The following is a 15,640-nucleotide window of genomic DNA, read 5'->3' as shown; positions in this document are numbered from 1 at the left end:
ACGGCATCTCCGGATCCACATCGAGGACGTGCTCGGTTCCATTCACGCGAAGACGGATGCTCACGGTCGACTCTCCTCGCGCGGGCACTCCGCGCCGTCCTTTACCCACGCGGCCACCAGGGCCCCGAACTCCGCCTGCGTCCCCGGCGCCGGCACCCGGTCCGACCCCGGCTTCCAGCCCCAGCCCACCAGTTCGTCATGCGCGGAGTGTTCGACGATCTCCGCCAGGCTCTTGCCTCCGTTGCGCGCCGGGTCCTTCAGCTGCTCGCACAGGGATTGGGGCGTCCGCCCCTGCCACGCCATCACCTTGGGCGCCAGGTGCCACTTGGGCGCGCCCGGGACCCGCGCCAGCTCCGCGTTCTTCTCCTGATGGCAGGACGTGCACTCCAGACCCGGCACGCCCTGGTCCTCGGGGCCCCGCGCCACCGGAGGGTCATGCAGTTGGAAGGCATCCCCCTGCGTCGGGCTGTCGCCCGCGGGATGGCAGTTGACGCACCGGGGGTGCAGCATCACCCGGCTCGCCTCCAGGAACAGCGCGCGCGAGCGCTCCTTCTTGTCGCTGATGGAGGCGAACGCCGTCGGCGCGCGGAGCACCTGGGACTCCACGGGTGACAGCTTCACCGTGCCTCCCTGGACCGCGCGGCCACCACACCCCACACCGAACGCGAGCGCCAGTGTCACCCCCGCGGCCCCCGCACCCAGGACGACACCCAGTGCTTTCGAGCGAAGACTCATCGTGCCCCGTCCTCCCAATCCCGTCGGCCAGAGGTGGTTCCGGCGCCACATGAGGGAGCCTGTCAAAAGCCATGGGCCCCGTGCAGGAATTCTTTGAGGCGGGTCGCATTCCCATCAAGCAGGCAGCCTCCAGCGATTTGAACGCCGGAGGGCGGTCGCGTCGTGGGTGGCGTGCCTTGCTGACAGGGCCCGCTCACCGGATTGACGGATTGTCTTCCGGGGGCCGAGGGGTGTTCGCGCAAGTCCCTGGAATCGCGTGCGCGGGGCCTTGGAACGGCAAGTGTATTGGGAGGAGCGCAAGGAGATAGCCCGCCATGCGCCAGAGCCCCGTGTCGTCCGTGTTCTCCATCACCCGCCTCTTCAACGAGCAGTGCGCCCGCTGGCGGCTGCGTGAGGAGGTCGTCGCGTTCATCCTCGACTTCGGCACGCCTGCCCGGGCGTGTGGTGCCACCCACCTCACCGTGCACGAGCGCGACCTGCCGTGGAGCCTGCGGGACTCCTCCCTGGCGCGACAGGCGCGCGGGTGGATCCTCATCCTCAATGACGAGGACCGGCTCCTCACCTGCTACCGCCGCAAGGACGCGTCGCGCTTCCTGCGACAGAAGCCCAAGCGCCGCCCCGCCGGGATCAGCCGTGACCGCGAGGACCTGCTGCGCGGGCTCAGCTTCGCGCCCGCGTGAGTCGCGGACCTCAGTCGAGCCCCGCCTTGCCCACCGCCCAGTAGGCCTTCACCTTGGGCGTGGTGCGCGCGCCGTCGGCCTTGAGCCGCGAGCGCAGGGCCTGGATGGACTGCGCCCTCCCCGTCATCACCAGCGTCGCGTCCGGCTTCGCGCGCAGCGCTTCGCGCAGCCGTTCGTGCACCTGCGCCAGGTGGGCGTCACCGGACTGGCGCTCCACGTCCTGGCCCTCGAAGCCCAGCTCCCGCAGGGCGGGCGCGCAGTCCTCGCGGCTGGACACCTCGAAGACGGGCGTGACGTCCCGCTTCGCTCCGGTGCGGAACGCATGCGCCACCGCGAATGACGTTTCGTCACCGAAGAGCACCACCGGGGCGCGGCCCGCGTCCAACACCAGCGAGCGCCGGGGCCCGAAGAACTGGACGGCATCTCCGACGCGCACGTCGCGGCCCCACTTCGCGCCCGGGCTGTCGCCGTGCAGGTACACGAGGAAGGACGTGGCGCCGCGCGCTTCGTCCCACGACAGCGGCGTGTACGTGCGCATGCCCAGGCCGGGCAGGAACACCTGCACCTTGTCGCCGGGCGTCCATCCCTGGCCTCGCAGCGCCTGTCCTTCGCAGTCCACCTGGCGGAAGGCGCGCGACAGCTCACGCGCCTGCGTCACCTGGGAGTCGTGAAAGAGGAAGCGTCCCAGGACACTGCCCAACATCGCCTTCGCGGATGCCATCGTTGTCTCCCCTTCGGCGCAGGTTCATACGCCGCCTTCCTCCCGCTGGCCCGTGAAGTTGCGTGAAGCGTCGCCAGACGAGGGGGCTGGCATTGCGTCACGGGCGGACCCTGGGCCCATTCGCTTGCTTCCTGGGACCGGGCAGACGGGGAGCAGCGGGACGGGGCCGCGCGTGGTGCGCCCGGTGGACGGCCGGGCCGCTCGAACGTGCCTCCCCGCCGGACGAGAAGGCACATCTTCCAGGACAGACCCCCACGAAAGAGAGCGGACATGGGCCCCTGGAACACGCGGAGGCGCTGGCTTCGGGCCAGTGGCACGGGCGTCATCGCCCTCCTGGCGGCCTCCGGCTGCGCGATGGGGCCGGAGGACTTCGGCCGCCAGGTGAGCTCCGGCGCCGTGACGGAGGGCAGCGCCATCACGCAGTTCCGGGACGTGTTGTCCCCCTACGGCACCTGGATGGACCTGCCAGACGTCGGCTGGGTCTGGCGCCCCGATGCCAACGTCGTGGGCGCGGACTTCGTGCCCTACGCCACCGGGGGGCGCTGGGTGTCCAGTGATTGGGGTTGGACCTTCGAGACCGACTGGGATTGGGATTGGGCGCCCTTCCACTACGGCCGGTGGTTCAACAAGCCCTCGGTGGGCTGGGTGTGGTGGCCCGACAGTGAATGGGCCCCGGCCTGGGTGGACTGGCGGTGGGACGAGGGCTACATCGGCTGGCAACCGATGGCGCCTCCTGGGGTGAGCACCGGGCTGGCCTGGACCTTCGTGAGCATGAGCGACTTCCTGCGCCCGGCGGTGGGGCAGTACCGCGCACCGCCCGAGCGCGCCCCGGCATTGCTGCGTCAGACGCAGCCGGTGGGTGAACACGTCGTCTCCCGCCTCGGCGACTACTGGAACCCGGGTCCTACCTCCGCCGAGGTCGCGCGCGTCACCCGACAGCCCATCCCGCTCGCGGAGCCCATGACGCCCCCCACCGGCCAACCGCCCCGCGCCCAAAGCGGGTCCTCGGCGGCATCCGAGCCCCAGGCGGAGTCGCCCCCCAGGAGATGACGGTGCGACGCGTCCTCCCGTGGGCCTTCCATCACATCGGGGGCCACGGAATCAGGGGACGCTCACATCGACGAAGGGCGCTGGCGCATCAACGAAGCGCTGGAGTCCAGGTGTTGACCTCGACTTCCAGCGAGGACTCCTTCGCGACCTCCCCCAGGATTCTCCGGAGGACTCCAGCGTTGCTCCCCCCGAGCAGGAATGTGCGCACGTTCTCGAGGTTCTCCCTGGGCGTTCCGCCACAGCTCATGACCGCGTCGGCTCGCTCAAACAAGCCGCAGTATCGGCCGGTAGTGATTGGCTGCGTGAAACCCAGGCTGCTCAGCACCGGGGCGAGGAGGGATAGCTGGTCCGCGTCTTCGCGATAGAACGTCCCCTCGCACTTCTGGGGCATCTGCTCGAACCGGAACCGGAACAGCGCGCTCCACGACAACATCTCGTGAAAGGTCTCGAACCGGTCGACGGGATCGTCACCCCCGCGCGCGTACCGTGCCATCACCGTCGCATCGCCCCGCGCGGGCGCGTCGAGGTCATAGAACGCGTGCAAGGGCATCATCTCATCGGACTCGTATCCAATGAGCAGGAACCGGGAATGGGGCACGACGATCTTCCTGGCATAGCAGTCCAGCACGCGCCGCGCGGAGAAGTCCTGGCTGGGATACGCCAGCGGCCCCATGCTCTGCCCCATGCGGCTCAGGAACCAGCGATAGAACCGTGGCAGGGGGCGCCCGGCGATGCGCTCGAGCTGCTCGATTTCATCGGGCGTGGCACCCCGCCACTGGTCCGCGAGCCCGGGCACGGTCCTCAGGAGGAGGTCTTCCACTTCGAGGAACTCAAGGTCTATTTCGTCTTGTGCTGACACTTCATTTCCTCCTCGGGGCAGATGAGCAGGGGAAGAATGACGACACAGGCCATGCACGGCGGGACGCTCTTGCCGTGGGCGAAGTGCTTCTCGACTTCCCTCCCATTCTTGTCGATGAACCGGATCTTCGCACTCACCGGCTGCCCATCACTGCGGAACCACCGCTCCGTCAGCCCCGTGACGCGCGCGCCATGGTCCATCGCCAGCACAAGTGCCTTGGGGCCGGCACAGCCTCCCGGTGGGTAGGCTGCGGCGGTAGTCTTCTTGCTCGCGAACTGCTCATTGAACCCCTGGGCTCGCGCCCAGGCCTTCTCCACATTCTTGCTGTGTTTCTTGAAACGATTGTCAATGAACGCGCGGACCTCCTTGCGCGTGGTGCCTGGCTTGGGCGCGTTCCAGCCAAGCTCGCTGACACTCTTGCAGAAGACTTCGAGGGTATTGCCCGAGTGGTCAGCGTATTTCTGTCCACACTTGCACTGAGCGACGCCGAGCATCCTTCCCCACGGAAGCTCCTCGTCGGGAAACTCACCGACGCAGATCTTCTTGGTGAGTTTGACCTCCAACTGCGCGGCGTCGGCCTGGGTCGCGGAGGTTTCCTTCAGAGAGCCCTCGCTGCCATGCACCTTCTTGCACAGGGGGCACACGTCCTTCCCACTGACGACCAGAAGGGCTCCGGTCTTCTGGACCACTCCCAGCATCGTCGCCGCATTGGCTGGGCTCCCGCTCGGCCCGCAGTTGTTGAGCATGGGGTCACCGAGCAACTGGACGTTCTTCCCCTCGAACTTCACGTCCATCGACCCAGGGCCCAGGAAGCAGGTGGGACCTTCCACGTTGGCGGAGACGATGCCTCCCCCCGTCCCCTTGCTGGCCACGTCACCCATGGAGCCGAAGGTAGCGCCCTTGATAGCGACCTTCTTCCCCTCGATGGTAACCGTCTTGGAGTACTTCTTTGGGTCTGTTCCGCTCTTCCCGATGTTGGGCAGCGGTGTCGGCACGAACGGCGCAGGTGGCCCGGGCATCTTGCAGACGTTGGGTAGCGTTGCCGCAGCGACCCCACTGGAGCCCTCGGTCACCGGTGTCTTCGGTGCATTCACTGAGACGTTGCTCATTGCTTTCCCCCTCTCATTACAACACCCGCGGGTCCTGCAGGAGCATCGCCCCTCGCAGTCCCCCATCAGACCCTGCGGTCACCATGGCCCGGGGACCTCGCGCATAGCCCCGTGCGAACGCCCGGACCGCAAGGACACCTCCGAGAGCACCCGCCGCAGCGCCCACGTCGCCCCAGCAATCGCTCAGGGAGCGATATGCCGGGGAGCGCCAGACCGATGGCGTCCTCAGCGCGACGAACCCCCACTCCTCGCTGCGATACCGCTCGCCGTTGATGTCTGTGTAGAGCTCGTCCACTTTGTCGCGGGACAGGTCGCACCCCGCAACCGCACCTTCGACCGCCTGGGTCATTCCGACGCCGAACGAGCCCGTGTCGCTGTCGCGCAGGAGGCGCTCCTGCGCGGTCCGTGCCCCTCGTACCACCGCCAGCCGGGGCAGATGCAAGCGGCGGCGCAGCCCCGCGCTCATCAACGCCAGGCACCCGGCCCCCTCTCCTGGAATGAATCCACTGCGAATCCCCGGCTGTGCGAACCGGCCTTCGCGCTCCAGCCAAAGGAATGTCTCCGCGTGGTGGTAGCTGTCCACGCCTGCCACCAGGAAGAAGAGAGACCGGCCTTCGGAGGATTCCCACAAAGCCTGCTCCACCGCGCGCAGGGCTCCCGCGTGGCCGCGTCCGGCAATCTCGACGCGCATGCGCGCCGCCTTCGCCCGCAGGCGTGCCTCCATTGCGCTCACGAGCCAGGCCGCGTCGTCATCGGAGAATCCCGGGCGCGCCTCGGGAAGCGACAGCAGCAGCCGGCACCGGTTCCCCTCCAGGATTGCTGAACCGAGCTTCCCCTCGACCTCATCAAGGACGCTCTTGAGCAGGTGCACGTGCCGCTCCCTCCCCTCCAGCCTCGGGTCGAGTTCCCCATCCGAGGCCACCACCACCGGCTCGCCCCGTGCATCGATGAAGGGGAACTCGGCGTACCGGGAGATGCCTGCGCGCACGGCCGCCGCGCTGCTCTCCGCGGAGAAACCGAGCGCGGTCCGAGCGCCAACGGCCACCACCTCGACTTCAGCGCTCATGTCTCACCCTTCAATTCAAAGATTTCTGTCTCATCGAGATAGTCGGCCTCCGGGGCGCGCACACGCAGCGCGCTCTGCCACACCAGACACAGGCGCCGCGCCTCGGGCTCCACCAGGACCGTTGTCAGTCGCGAACCATGCTCCTCGCAGCGCGTACCAATGCGCGTCTTGAAGCCAAGCGAGATTCGAGGGAGTTCGAAGCGCAGGCTCCCATCGTGGGTCAAGTTGACCAGTTCGACGGGCTCTCCGCCCACCAGGGGATTCTCGGGCCGCTGATCCACTGGGGAGCTCAGCGCGAACGCGGGGTCGAAGTCATCCGGGAGCAGCGGCTTCTTCGTGCGCTCCCACCGCGCGTCGTAGGTCCCCGCGAGCTTGCGCCGGGGCATCCACGAGGAATCGATGGGACCAAACCCCGCCGGACCCATGGTCGCGGGGTCACCGCTGGGATACTCGATGGCGTGAGCCGGCTTTCCGGCGAGGTGGGCGCCGCGCGTCGCGAAGCCGCGCCCAATGGGATTCCGCTCATCGATGCGGCGCGTCGCTGGGTCGGTGCCTGACAGGTCGCTGCCACCAAAAGCGAGTTCATACTGAATGGGTCGCGTGGTGAAGGGCTGAGGCCGGCCCGGCGTCACGCCAGACCAACCTCGTTCATAGGTCCGCTCTCCGTGCACGACGAGAACCTTGTGGAGCCGCCCGACCCGAAGCGAGACCGGCACCGTGGGCGCCGGTCTTCCGCGAGGCGCGTACGCATGCGCGCTAACGAGGATGTCCGTGCCCGGCTTCGGCGCCAGCAAGTCGGAGTCATATCGCAGGCTGGAGCAACCCGGATCGCCAGAGGACTCCGGAACCAATACCGGCGGGAGCTGCTCGTCCGCGAGCTTCAACCGCTCGTCAGGCTTGATGTCGAATGTCGCCTTGACGGCGACGAGCCACCAATGGAGTCCGTCCCGGTCTCGCGTCCAGTTGCGATCTGCAGCAAACGCCGTGCGGTTGTTCAATGCCCACATATGTCCCCCCCTGGCGCCATTCAACAACCACTGCGGCGAAATCCCAAGGGACAGTATGCGCTAGCTCTCATTCCAGTCCACGATGGACTTAGAGGTCATGTTTCAGGGGATCTCCGGTTCCCTTTGCAGTCGAGCCGGCCCATCACCCGCGCGCTGGATCCCATCCGTAGAAGCGCATGAGTTCCTCGTAGAGGTCCGGCGTCTGCTCTTTCATCTGGCGTGGCTTCTCGAAGAAGGACTCGGTGGCCACGGCGAAGAACTCGGCCTCGTTGAGCCCGCCATAGTCATCCAGCACCCTTCGCTCCGGACGACGGCCCTCGCGAAGCTTGAGGTAGTGCTCGCCCATCACCGAGGCCCAGGCCGTGTAGTGCGAATAGCGGCGCAGCTGGGGGGTGCCGTCGAAGCTTCCGTCCTCGCGGTCCAGGACATGGGCGAACTCATGCGTGGCCGTGGAGTGGCCGTCATTCGGGTCGCGCAGTCCCGCCAGCACCGACTGCCACGACAGGATGACGCTGCCCCAGTGCTTCGCCTCGCCCAGCACCACGCCCGTGCGGTCTGGAAGCCGGAAGGCGTCTGGATAGACGATGACCTCCCTCAAGCGGTCGTAATAGGCGAGGTCCAGGTGGAGCACCAGGCGCACGGCGGTCGCGGACACCACGACACGGACCTCGTCGGTGATCGTGAAGCCCCCTGCCCCGATGAACTCCTTCTCCCAGATGAAGACCTTGAGCAGGTCCAGGAAGCGCGTGCGCAGCTCGGGCGCCATCTCCTGGGCGAAGGGGACGTGGCGCTCCAGCGGGCCGGACCATTCGGGGGGAAAGGGCCGGCGCAGCAAGCGGCGGCGACGGAGGGTGCGGAAGGGGCCGGAACGGGGGAGCGTCATGAAGCGCGAGTCTACCCGCGCGACATGCGGTGGGCACTGTCGCGGCCGAAGGCATGGCGGCCCCGCTGGCGCGGCGGGAGCCGGGCGCCCTCACCCCGGAGGCTCAGCCCTCAAGTCGCTCTGGCGTGAGGCACGCCGCCGCGAGGTCCAGGTCCTCCAGCGGGATGCGCTGGATGTGCTCGCGGGGCTCGTCGACCTTGTCGCGGTACTTGTGCGAGCCGCTCTCGTACGTCACCCAGAGTTCGCCATCGATGACGTTCACGCCCTGGGCGTAGGGGTCGATCAGCCCGTTGCCGATGTCCACCCGGTCCTTGATGTCCGCCTTGAAGGAGTCCTCGGTGGATTCGAACGGCTGGTAGACGAGCTTGTGGTCGCCCGTGGTGAACAGCAGGGCGCCGTCGACCACCGTCATGCCCTGGGCACGGTCCGGCGCCCGGATGGGCCCCTCGCGCGAGTCCTCGATGAGGGCTCCGGTCTTCTCGTCCAGCTTGTACCGCCAGACGGCGCCCGCCTTGCCGTCGCCATCCTTGCTGTAGCCGCCGATGTACGCGTAGCCGTCCTTCACGGTCATGAAGCTGCCAGCGGACACGAGGTCGAGGCCCGTGGCCGGGTCCTTCACGCCGTCGCGCTCCGGGACGTCCATCACCTGGAAGGCGCTGGCCTGGGTCCCGGTCTTCGCCGCCCGCTCAAGCTCGTCACGCGTGTAGACGAAGATGTGGTCCGTGTCGGAGACGTAGACGAACTCGCCGTCGGTCGAGACACCGCCACCGTGCGTGGGCGCGGGGCCCGTGCCACTGGCACCTCCGAGTTCGACCTGGAGCGTCTCGCCGCCCGAGTCCTTGTCCTGCACGGAGAGCAGCACGTCGTGGTCGTCGTTGTAATAGGTCGTGAGCACCTCGCCGCGCCCGGCGTCGTAGCCCTGCCCCTGCGGCGTCAACCCGGCGTCCAGATGCAACATCGGCGGACCGTGGGTCTCACCGCTGGCCGCCTGGGTCGGGGCCGCGGTGACGCGCGAGGCCTCCGTTGACGCAGGAGCGCTCCCGTGGCCGCTGAGGTTCACGGGGCTCGGCCGCGCCTTCTCCAGTGCGTCCTGGAAATAGGGCGCTGGCGTGTCGGCAGGGGCCGGAGGCGGGGCGGCCGGGGGCTTCGTGACCGCCGTCTGGACCGCGGTGACGACCTGCCGGATGAGGGAGCTGATCACGGACCTGCCTCCATCAGAAGACGCGTGGGTCACGAGCGTCGTGGACCCACATTGTCATGAAGACACCCAGCATACATCAGGGGGCCCTGGACGTCTGGCGCGCGCCGGGATCCTGGCGTATCCGTCCGCGCCCTCAACAACGGAGCCATCCCCATGACGAAGCGTGCAAGCGGCCCTTTCGACGTCAAGCTCACCCCCATGGCCCCGGAGGCGGGCGCGGTGGAGGCGGCCCCCGGCCGGATGAACCTGGACAAGCGCTACCACGGCGCGCTGGAGGCCACTAGCCAGGGGCAGATGCTCGCGGTGCGCACGCCCGTGGACGGCTCCGCGGGGTACGTGGCGATGGAGCGCGTCACCGGCACGCTGGAGGGCCGCAGCGGCACCTTCGCGCTCCAGCACTCCGGGACGATGACGCGCGGCGCGCCCCAGCTCGTCATCACGGTGGTGCCGGACTCCGGGACCGGTGAACTCGTGGGGCTCGCCGGTTCAATGACCATCGACATCGCCGCGGGCGGGAAGCACTCCTACGACTTCCAGTACACACTCCCCCAGGGCGCGCCGTAGCGTCGCGGCTCGGCGAAAGCGGCTCAGGTGGATTGGCGTATCCTGAGCCCCCATGCCTCCCCGGAACGAGACGACCGACCCGCCCTCCCCCTGGACCCGGGCGACGCTGGCCGGCCACCTCCAGACGCTGGGGCTTGAACCCGGCGACGCGGTGCTGACCCATGCCGCCCTGCGCTCGGTCGGCCCCATCCTGGGTGGACCCGACGCGCTCATCGCCGCCCTGGGTGATGTGCTGGGACCGGACGGCACGCTGCTGGGTTATTGTGATTGGCAGCTGGCGGACGAGGTCCGCGATGATCCCGCGCTGCGCGATCAGATTCCCCCCTTCGATCCGCTCCGCTCCCGTTCGGCCCGCGACAACGGTGCCTTCCCCGAGCTGCTCCGCACCACGCCCGGCGCCAGGCGCAGCGGGAGCCCCGGAGCCTCCTGCGCAGCCCTGGGAGGCCGCGCGGACTGGTTCACCGCCGACCATGCGCTCGACTACGGCTATGGGCCCCAGTCTCCCTTCGGCAAGCTGGTCGCCTCGGGCGGCAAGACGCTGATGCTCGGTGCGCCGCTCGACACCATGACGCTCCTCCACCATGCGGAGCACCTGGCCGACCTGCCCCACAAGCGCGTCCTCCACTACGAAGCCCCGCTCCTCGTCGATGGGCGGACGGTCTGGCGGAGGTTCGAGGAGTTCGACACCCGTCAGCCCGTGGTCGAAGGGCTCGCGGAGGACTTCTTCGCGGAGATCGTCGAAGCCTTCCTCACCACCGGCCAGGGCCGGCGCGGGCGCGTGGGCCATGCACCGTCGGTGCTGGTGGAGGCACGGCCGATGGTGGCCTTCGCCGTCGCGTGGCTCGAAAGCCGCTTCCGCGGCCCCCGGTGAGCCCCCGGGACCGTCTTCTCTTCAGCACGCAGGGCGTGCTCCAGGGCGGGACGGACGGGCATGAGCGCCTGATGCTCCAGGGCAGAGGGGGTGGCCGCTCACGCTCCCCCCGCCCCAGCTTCCCGACATGCATCCGCTGGGGGCACCCGCCATGGTCGAATCGCAGACCTCGCCGTTCGTCACCGACCTCCAGGCGATCCGCCACCGCGTCCTTGAACACCTGGAGGAAGGGGCCTTCGCGCGGGACGCCGCGTACACCGTCGCGACGACCCTCCGGCTGCTCAATGACGCGCTCGCGACGGAGATTGTCTGCGTGCTGCGCTACACGCACCACGCCCTCTCCACGGCGGGGCTCGACAGCGAAGCGGTGAAGGCGGAGTTCGGCCAGCACGCGCGCGAGGATCAGGAACACGCGCTGCGGCTCTCCGAGCGCATCCACACCCTGGGCGGCCAGCCAGACTTCCACCCCAGGGGGCTCAGCTCCCGCGACGCCCATCCCTCCGGCGCGGACCCGCATCCGGGAGACCGGCTCCGCGAGAGCCTGCTGGCGAAGCGCATCGCCATCGAGACCTACCGCGACCTGCTCCGCCACTTCGCGAATCACGACCGCACCACGCGGCGGCTGCTGGAGGACATCCTCCAGCAGGAGGAGTCACACGCCCATGACATGCACGCCGCGCTGGTGGCCCACCAGCGCCGGTGTTCGCGGATGAATTGAGACGCCCTGGCCCGGTGGGTCTCTCGGGCGGGCCCTGAATGGACCCGCCGGGTCGTGGCGCCTCAGCTTCAATCCTCCGCCGCGCGCTACAGCTCGCGGATGGCGCGCACTTCGACCTTGATCGGGTCCTCGGGACGCGACGCCTCAAGGCGCGTGCAGGTGCTGCCCGTGAACCGCACGCCAGCCTCGCCCACCGCCCAGGTGTCCGGGCCCGCGAGCGTGCGCTCGCCGTCGATGTAGACGACGATGAGCGCGGGGTCGGACGGGAGCTGGCTGGGGTCGAGCGAGATGAAGCAGGGCTCGCCGGGCTCGAGTTCCTCGCTGATGGCCTTCAGCGCCGCCGCCAACTCCTCCTGGTTCGCCGCCTGGTAGAAGGCACGACCACAGAGCTGGGTGTTCACGTCGCAGGTGTCCCCCGCGCCGCAGTCGATGTCCGCGCGGCAATCGCGCGCGAAGCCGCCCGCCTTGGCCATCTCATTGAGCACCTGGGGTCCAGCGCCCGACGACGTCTCCGCGCCGAAGCCGATGACGATGGTGGAGATATTGCGCGCCTTCAGCCTCTCCACCGCCGCGACCGAGGCGTTCTTGTCGAGGCAGCCGCGCATTTCGTACGGGCTGTCCTCCGCGGCGCAGAGGCTCGACGGGGTCAAGGTGCAAGCGCACTCCTGGGGATTCACACGGCCGCTGTACTGGTTCTTGTCGTTGCAGTTCGGCAGACCGTCGGTCAGCAGGATGATGATCCGCTCGCGCTCCGCGGAGTCCGACGTCAGCAGCGAGCCCGTGAACTCCAGGCTTCCGCTCGTCGGCGTACCACCGCGGGGGCGGTTCGCGCCGCTGTTGGGGATCGCCTGGAGGGCCGCGTTGAGGGTGTTCGCGTGGGCCTGCAGATCCTCGTCCGCGTCCAGGGTGATCGGGATGGGAACGCGAACGCTCTCACCCTGCGCGGCCGGGGCGCAGAACTGGGTCACGGAGGGCGATGCCACCGTGATGGGCGCCGGATACGTCGTGAGGCCGAAGCGGACCAGCTTGCCGCTCTCCGCGAGGAACGGGCCCATGGCGGCCTGGAGCTCCGACCAGCGGGTGGGACACACGGACGTGTCGCAGGGCAAGGTGTCTTCGCAGACGTAGTCCCGGCCCTGGCCATCCTTGCCGTGGCAGACCTTCACGCCGTTCACGGTCCTCTCGGGATCCACGGGCAGCGTCATGGAGCCAGAGGTGTCCACCAGCAGCATCACGTCCGGCTTGCTTCCGCGCGCCGTGATCACCGTCTCCTTGGTCGTCTGGGCGATGGCGAGCGGATCCACCGGCTCGAAGTCATACGTTTGACAGCCAGCCATCACGGCACTGCCGATGATGCCGGCCAGCAGGGCGCTCAGAGGGGTCGACTTGGCGCGCATAGGCTTTGGGATTTCCTTCCAGGGGGTGGGTGGCGAACCACCAACGCGCCAAGCCTAGCGTCTGGGCCCCACGCTGGATATCGCGATTCACGACGGGCAGGCCCCATTCAGGTGGGGCTGGCAAGTTCCAACCACAGGCGAGCCCCAGCGCGGCTCCGCGCGTCTGGGACCCTACATTGCCCCCTCCCAGCGGGGTGAGGCCTCAGTAGCTGGCGACCGCGTCGCGGTAGCGCACCATCCGGCCCAGCGCCGGATCCCACAGGTTCAGGCGCAGGCAGCCCACCACGTCCTTCAGCGTGAGCGTGGTGACGTGGGGCGCCTGCAGCTCCGGCAGGGCCGCCATCGCCTCCGGCAGCCGGTAGAACGGGATGCGCGGGTTGAGGTGGTGCACGTGGTGATAGCCGATGTTGCCCGTGAACCACGCCATCACCGGCCCGCAGCGCAGGTAGCTGCTGGCCTCCAGCGCCGCGTCCGCGTGCGTCCAGGCCGCGTCCGGCAGGATGGCCACGTTGTCGAAGTTGTGCTGCGAATAGAACAGGTACGTGCCCAGCGCGTACGCCACGAACAGCGGGCCCGCGAAGGCGCACAGGTACACCGCGAGCCCTAGGAAATGCCAGACGGCCACCGACAGCGCGACGTGCAGACCGAACGCGAGCCCGGACGTCCAATAGCGCTTCGGGTTCTTCACGAACGGCACCAGGCACAGGCTGATGAGGAAGGCGGTGACGTAGCCGAACAGCAGCGTCACCGGGTGGCGCTCCACCATGTAGCCCAGCCGCTGCCAGCCCGTGGCCTTGCGCCACTGCTCGGTGGTCCAGGTGACGAAGGTGCCGGCGGAGTCCGCCTCGATGCGCGCCGTGTTGGCGTGGTGGTGGTTGTGCGTGTCGTTCCAGATGCGCGCGGGCGTGAGCGTCAGGATGCCCTGCACCTGGAAGAGCGCCTTCGCCCACCTCGACTTCGGCAGCAGCGCGCCGTGCATGGCGTCGTGGAAGAGGATGAAGGCGCGGATGAGGACCAGCGCTTCAATGAGGCCTCCCACGATGCGCAGGGGCCACCAGGGCGCGGCCACCGCCAGCGCCAGCGCGCCCGCCAGCGCGGCATAGGTGGACGCCAGGGCCCACCCCGAGCGCGCGGCGTCCTGGGTGGCGAAGGGACGCGTGCGGGCAATGAGGTCCTTGCTCGACGGCGACGCGGTTCGTTCCATGGCGCTGAGACTCCGATGGTGACCGCCCGGCGACACACCGGGACGGATGACAGCCATCGTTGTCGCATCCCCATGTCATGGCCGGGTCAGCGGTCCGCACGGGCGCGCGGCCTCAGCGCTTCTTGCGCCACGCCTTGAGTTCGGCCTTCTTCTCCACGCCCACCTCGTCCAGCCGGTCCTGCCAGCGCTGGCGGAAGGGGCGCAGGGCTTCCGCCACCGCGCGGGCCACCACGAGGTTGCGGTACCACTTGGCGTCCGAGGGCACGATGTGCCACGGGGCCTGCTCGGTGGACGTCCGGGCGAAGACCTCCTCATACGCGCGCGTGTAGTCGGCCCAGTGCTTGCGGTCCTCCCAGTCCCCGGCGGAGATCTTCCACGCCTTGCGCGGCTCCTGTTCGCGCGCGATCAGCCGCTGTTCCTGCTCCTCCTGGCTGATGTGGAGGAAGAACTTGAGGACGACGGTGCCGTGCTCGGCGAGCAGGGATTCGAAGTCGCGGATGTGCTGGTAGCGCAGCTTCCACAGTGGCTTGGGGACCAGCGAGTTCACCCGCGCCACGAGGACGTCCTCGTAGTGGGAGCGGTTGAAGATGGAGAACTCACCCTTGCGCGGGGCCTCGCGGTGGACGCGCCAGAGGAAGTCGTGTTCGCGCTCCTCGGTGCTGGGCACGCCGAAGGAGGTGACGCTCACGCCGCGCGGGTTGAGGCTGCCCACCACGTGCTTGATGGTGCCGTCCTTGCCGGCGGTGTCACGTCCCTGCAGGACGATGAGCACGGAGTTCATCTTCGCGCCCCACAGGAGGTCCTGGAGGTCGAACAGCTCCTCACCCAGCGCGTCGAACTCCGCCTTCGCCTGGTCCCGGTCCGCCTTCTTCGGAGGCGCCGCGGAGATGCGCTCCAGCCTCACCTTCGCGCCCTGCCTGTCATTGCTGATGGTGTTCATGGTCCCCTGTCCTCCCGGTGTCGGGGAGGATGCTGCCCGGGAGTCCAGGGGATTCACACCGTCGCGCGCGGGGACACCGGGCGATTCACCGGATTCGGACCTTTGCAGGGGCAGGACCCGGTGCGCTTCCTCCAGCGGCTGTGGGCCCTCAGCGCCGCCACTCCCGCTCCGGCGCGGGGACCCGGGGGGCGGGCGGCAGGAACGTGTGCGCCAGGCCCTTGAGCCCCGGAGCGAGCAGTTCGTCGCGGATCTTCCGGGCCAGGGCCTCCGCCTCGTCCGCGTGGCCGGGCTGGGGCGCGAACGTCGCGGACCACTCCACGAAGGTCTGTCCGGTCGCCGTCACCGGCGTCACCCGCAGCTTCGCGTGGTAGTCGCGCACCGGCAGCGGGCCTTCCAGCATCGCGTACGCATAGCTGCGCGCGTGCGCGTCGTGCTCCAGCCTCGCTTCCAGATACACCGCGCCGTCCTTCGTGGTGAGGCGGCGCAAGGGCCCCGGCCCCGGCCCGGGGTGGGCCACCCGCTCACTGGAGACGATGCCCGGGTGCCAGCGCGGAAGGCTGTCAAAGCCTCCCACCCGGTCCCAGACCACATCCACGGGTGCCTGGATCAATTGACTCGCATAGGCCTCGAACATG

Annotated in this window: 17 protein-coding genes; 5 read left to right on the top strand and 12 right to left on the bottom strand. The window is 68.7% G+C overall.

The genetic code is table 11. The annotated features are described in order from the left end of the window. Positions 1-60: 60 nt before the first annotated feature. Positions 61-735, bottom strand: a complete 675-nt coding sequence (locus OV207_RS32225; protein WP_267558843.1) for an Isoquinoline 1-oxidoreductase subunit — start codon at positions 733-735, stop codon at positions 61-63. 314 nt (positions 736-1,049) lie between these two features. Between OV207_RS32225 and OV207_RS32220 the strand changes: the two genes are divergently transcribed. After that, positions 1,050-1,415, top strand: coding sequence for a hypothetical protein (locus OV207_RS32220; protein WP_193348518.1), 366 nt, complete (start codon positions 1,050-1,052; stop codon positions 1,413-1,415). Positions 1,416-1,425: 10 nt separating this feature from the next. On the opposite strand, the gene OV207_RS32215 is transcribed toward OV207_RS32220, so the two are convergent. Next, positions 1,426-2,136: a siderophore-interacting protein gene (locus OV207_RS32215; RefSeq protein WP_267558842.1), complete on the bottom strand. Its 711-nt coding sequence runs from the start codon at positions 2,134-2,136 to the stop codon at positions 1,426-1,428. A 270-nt stretch (positions 2,137-2,406) separates the two neighbouring features. Here OV207_RS32215 and OV207_RS32210 point away from each other — a divergent pair, with 270 nt between their 5' ends. Continuing rightward, a complete protein-coding gene (locus OV207_RS32210; RefSeq protein WP_267558841.1) occupies positions 2,407-3,186 on the top strand; it encodes a DUF6600 domain-containing protein in 780 nt (259 codons plus the stop codon). Between the two features lie 88 nt (positions 3,187-3,274). Here the strand turns inward: OV207_RS32210 and OV207_RS32205 are convergent, their stop codons facing one another. The 6 genes from OV207_RS32205 to OV207_RS32180 form a co-directional block, all read right to left on the bottom strand. Next, positions 3,275-4,045: an SMI1/KNR4 family protein gene (locus tag OV207_RS32205; RefSeq protein ID WP_267558840.1), complete on the bottom strand. Its 771-nt coding sequence runs from the start codon at positions 4,043-4,045 to the stop codon at positions 3,275-3,277. Next, on the bottom strand, positions 4,024-5,154 hold the full coding sequence (locus OV207_RS32200; RefSeq protein ID WP_267558839.1) for a DUF4150 domain-containing protein: 1,131 nt from the start codon (positions 5,152-5,154) through the stop codon (positions 4,024-4,026). Before OV207_RS32200 ends, OV207_RS32205 begins: the two co-directional genes overlap by 22 nt. Positions 5,155-5,170: 16 nt before the next feature. Then, positions 5,171-6,220: a hypothetical protein gene (locus tag OV207_RS32195; protein ID WP_267558838.1), complete on the bottom strand. Its 1,050-nt coding sequence runs from the start codon at positions 6,218-6,220 to the stop codon at positions 5,171-5,173. Beyond that, entirely contained in the window at positions 6,217-7,227 is a 1,011-nt protein-coding gene (locus tag OV207_RS32190) for a DUF2169 family type VI secretion system accessory protein (RefSeq protein WP_267558837.1), read from the bottom strand. Before OV207_RS32190 ends, OV207_RS32195 begins: the two co-directional genes overlap by 4 nt. A 142-nt stretch (positions 7,228-7,369) precedes the next feature. Continuing rightward, the gene (locus tag OV207_RS32185; RefSeq protein ID WP_267558835.1) at positions 7,370-8,110 is read right to left on the bottom strand and encodes a M90 family metallopeptidase; all 741 of its coding nucleotides are present in this window, start codon (positions 8,108-8,110) and stop codon (positions 7,370-7,372) included. 103 nt (positions 8,111-8,213) lie between these two features. After that, positions 8,214-9,311: a hypothetical protein gene (locus OV207_RS32180; protein WP_267558834.1), complete on the bottom strand. Its 1,098-nt coding sequence runs from the start codon at positions 9,309-9,311 to the stop codon at positions 8,214-8,216. 153 nt (positions 9,312-9,464) lie between these two features. Here OV207_RS32180 and OV207_RS32175 point away from each other — a divergent pair, with 153 nt between their 5' ends. From OV207_RS32175 to OV207_RS32165, 3 genes are all read left to right on the top strand, one after another. Next, positions 9,465-9,875, top strand: a complete 411-nt coding sequence (locus OV207_RS32175) for a DUF3224 domain-containing protein (protein WP_193348512.1) — start codon at positions 9,465-9,467, stop codon at positions 9,873-9,875. Positions 9,876-9,927: 52 nt separating this feature from the next. After that, positions 9,928-10,746 carry an aminoglycoside 3-N-acetyltransferase gene (gene aac(3), locus OV207_RS32170; protein WP_267558832.1) on the top strand — a complete coding sequence of 273 codons (819 nt, stop codon included), beginning with the start codon at positions 9,928-9,930 and terminating at the stop codon, positions 10,744-10,746. A 151-nt stretch (positions 10,747-10,897) separates the two neighbouring features. Next, positions 10,898-11,464: a ferritin-like domain-containing protein gene (locus tag OV207_RS32165; RefSeq protein ID WP_267558829.1), complete on the top strand. Its 567-nt coding sequence runs from the start codon at positions 10,898-10,900 to the stop codon at positions 11,462-11,464. 86 nt (positions 11,465-11,550) lie between these two features. Here OV207_RS32165 and cglB read toward each other — a convergent pair whose 3' ends face one another. From cglB to OV207_RS32145, 4 genes are all read right to left on the bottom strand, one after another. Beyond that, positions 11,551-12,861 carry an adventurous gliding motility lipoprotein CglB gene (gene cglB / locus OV207_RS32160; RefSeq protein ID WP_267558827.1) on the bottom strand — a complete coding sequence of 437 codons (1,311 nt, stop codon included), beginning with the start codon at positions 12,859-12,861 and terminating at the stop codon, positions 11,551-11,553. Positions 12,862-13,063: 202 nt separating this feature from the next. Continuing rightward, positions 13,064-14,065 (bottom strand): fatty acid desaturase family protein, encoded by a 1,002-nt coding sequence (locus tag OV207_RS32155; RefSeq protein ID WP_267558825.1) that lies wholly within the window; start codon positions 14,063-14,065, stop codon positions 13,064-13,066. Between the two features lie 112 nt (positions 14,066-14,177). Further along, entirely contained in the window at positions 14,178-15,005 is an 828-nt protein-coding gene (locus OV207_RS32150) for a polyphosphate kinase 2 family protein (RefSeq protein ID WP_267558822.1), read from the bottom strand. A 148-nt stretch (positions 15,006-15,153) separates the two neighbouring features. Continuing rightward, a complete protein-coding gene (locus OV207_RS32145) occupies positions 15,154-15,639 on the bottom strand; it encodes an SRPBCC family protein (RefSeq protein ID WP_267558819.1) in 486 nt (161 codons plus the stop codon). Position 15,640 lies beyond the last annotated feature (1 nt).

Origin of the sequence: Corallococcus sp. BB11-1, assembly GCF_026626625.1 — a bacterium.
GTDB classification, from domain to species: domain Bacteria; phylum Myxococcota; class Myxococcia; order Myxococcales; family Myxococcaceae; genus Corallococcus; species Corallococcus soli.
Note: the sequence above shows the minus strand (reverse complement) of the source record. Positions and strands in the feature narration are given on the sequence as shown.